This is a genomic window from Actinoplanes sp. NPDC051633 (genome assembly GCF_040681735.1).
GTDB lineage: Bacteria > Actinomycetota > Actinomycetes > Mycobacteriales > Micromonosporaceae > Actinoplanes.
Map to the genome: position 1 here is coordinate 1 of NZ_JBFAZH010001076.1, position 2633 is coordinate 2633.

Sequence of the window (2633 nt, forward strand, 5' to 3'; positions counted from 1 at the left end):
GACGCCGCCGTCGGCCAGGTCGATCGCGGGCCGCAGGCAGGCGTCGAGTCCGAGCCGTCCGTGGCGTTCGCTGAGGGCGGCCCAGCCGGCGACGGATCCGGGCACGGTCACCGAACGCGGCCCCCTGCCGTGCACGGGCCGCGGCTCGGCGTCGCGCGGAGCGGGCCCGGCCGCGTCGAGGCCGGTGGCCCGGTCGCCGTCCCAGACGATGGCGAAGGCGTCCCCGCCGATTCCGGTCGACATCGGCTCGGCCACACAGCAGACCGCCGCGGCGGCGATCGCGGCGTCCGCGGCCGACCCGCCCCGGCGGAGGATCTCGAGCCCGGCGAGCGTGGCCGATGGCTGGCTGGTGGCGACCATCGCCCGCGAGGCGACGGCGGGGCCACGCGAGGGCGCCCAGCGGAAGTTCGGCGGCATCGGCATCAGCCCATCATGCGCCCCCACCGAAGATCGGAACCCGGCTAGCATCGACGTTCATCGCTACGCGTACGGGGGACTCCAGGAATGAGGACGCGATGAGTCGATTTCGCCATGCCTTCGTTGCCGTACTGGCAACGGTCAGCGCGGTCGTTGCTCCGGCGGCGCCGGGCCATGCCGCGCCGGAGCCGGCCGCCGCCCCGGCGCCGCGACCGGCGTCCGCGGGCATCGAGCAGCCCGCCGGCCGGGCCGGAACTCCGCGGATGGCGGACAACTGCGCCGACCTGCGCAGCCGAGCCGCCGCGCTGATCACCGCGGGCTACAAGGCGGCGGTCTGCATCGATCCGGAGGCCGCGCCGAAACCCGGCACCGGCAAGGGGTCGGCGTCCGCCAGGATGGCCGAGCTGGTCGCCGACGACGAGGCGCTGGAGCACTGCCGCCGCAACCGGAACGCCTGGTGGGCGTGGCGGGGCGAGGCGTGCCTGCTGATGGGGTTCCGGGCCGTTCAGAAGGATCTGCGCACGCTGGCCACGATCGGCTGGGCCGACTACGACCTGTCGCAGTACATAACGACCACCACCTCGGGTGACACCCGCTGGCACGACATCACCGTGGTGTCGAGAACCGCGTTCTGGCAGACCGGCGCCCAGGCCGTGCACGTGGTCAACGTCAGCTGCGTCGGCGACTGCTACGCGTTCTCCCGTGACCCCGCGGCGCCGGTCCCCACCGCGGGCGGGCTGGCGTCGGTGGACCAGACCTACCTGCAGTCGAGCATCCGCGGCAGCACGAACCGGGTGTCCGCCGGCGGGCGCACCGAGGCGTACGTGACGGTAACCGCCCCCGGCGCCATTCCGGCCACCGCCGCCTTCTACAACCTGGAGCGCCCGCCGCCCGCCAACCCGGTCGAGACGGTCCGCTGCGACACCTACCTGACCAAGTTCCACAACCTCCCCGGCTGCGTGTACCCGTCCTTCGCGCCGACCGCGACCTTCGACTACGACGACAACGACTTCTGGGAGGTGTCCCAGCACATCAAGGACTCCCAGCGGCAGGGGTCGCCGGGTGCGCCCGGCTCCGGGCGGCCACTGCACCGGACCTTCGACGAGCAGACGATCAACGACAAATACGCGGCCTCCTGCCCGGCCTCGTTCCCGAGAGGGCCGGGGCAGAGCTGCGACGAGTACCCCTTCAAGACGACCAGGGAGGGCGCCGCCAGCGGTGGCCCGTACACCGCCAGGGCGGTCACGGCCACCCACAACAGCGACCACGGCAACGCGCTGAACACCAGCTTCTACGTGCCGAACCGGGTCTTCGACGGCGACGCGTTCTGGGTCCGGATCACCGACCCGCCGGCGAAGCCGAAGATCATGGTGCTGGGCGACTCGATCAGCCAGGGTCTCGAGGGCGCCTACACCTGGCGCTACCGGCTGAAGAACCACCTCACGTCGGCCGGCGCGGACGTCGACTTCGTCGGTCCGTACGTCGGCACGACCCGGCTGCCGGATGCTCTCCCGGCGGGCTTCCCGCAGGTCAGTCCGCCGGTGTACTTCCACGCCGCCTATCGCGACAACCTTCGCTTCGACAGTGAGCACTTCGCCCACTGGGGGCGGCAGGCGCACCAGTCGAAGGACGACATCAACCGGCGGATCCAGCAGTTCCGCCCGGACTACCTGCTGGTGGAACTCGGCTTCAACGACCTCGGCTGGGGCGTGTCCGATCCGGACGGTCTGATCGCCGATATGCGCCAGCTCATCGCCAACGCCCGGGCGGCCCGCAGCGACCTGCGCATCCTGGTCGCCAACGTGGTGCACCGCACGCCGATCCCGGCGGCGCCGGACCTGAACCAGAAGATCACCGACTACAACGGCCGGCTGGGCGCGGCGCTGGCGTCGGTCAACACCGCGGCGTCGCCGGTGCGGCTGGTCGACATCGACAACGGGTACGACCCGGCGGCGGACGCCTACGACGGCCTGCACCCGAACGGCCGGGGCGAGTTCAAGCTGGCGAGAGCGTTCGCGAACGTCCTGGCGAGCTCGCCGTTCAACCTCGGCGCGACGTTCGGGTCGATCCCGGCGTCGGTGCCCGATCTGACCCCGGACGAACCGTGGTCGATCGGCGCGTCCGCCGTCGACGCGGGCATCCGCGTCTTCTGGTCGCACAGTTTCGGCGCCGAGGGCTACTGGCTGTACCAGCGCGACGCGACCGCCAATCAACCG

2 protein-coding genes are annotated in these 2633 nt (G+C 71.9%); one reads left to right on the top strand and one right to left on the bottom strand.

What is annotated here, in order from left to right; genetic code table 11:
• The coding region (locus AB0M20_RS37125) for a gamma-glutamyltransferase (protein ID WP_364305432.1) at nt 1-423 on the bottom strand (423 nt) is incomplete at its 3' end.
• A gap of 92 nt (nt 424-515) precedes the next feature.
• Between AB0M20_RS37125 and AB0M20_RS37130 the strand changes: the two genes are divergently transcribed.
• Nucleotides 516-2633: GDSL-type esterase/lipase family protein (locus AB0M20_RS37130; protein ID WP_364305434.1), on the top strand; the 2118-nt coding region annotated here is incomplete at its 3' end.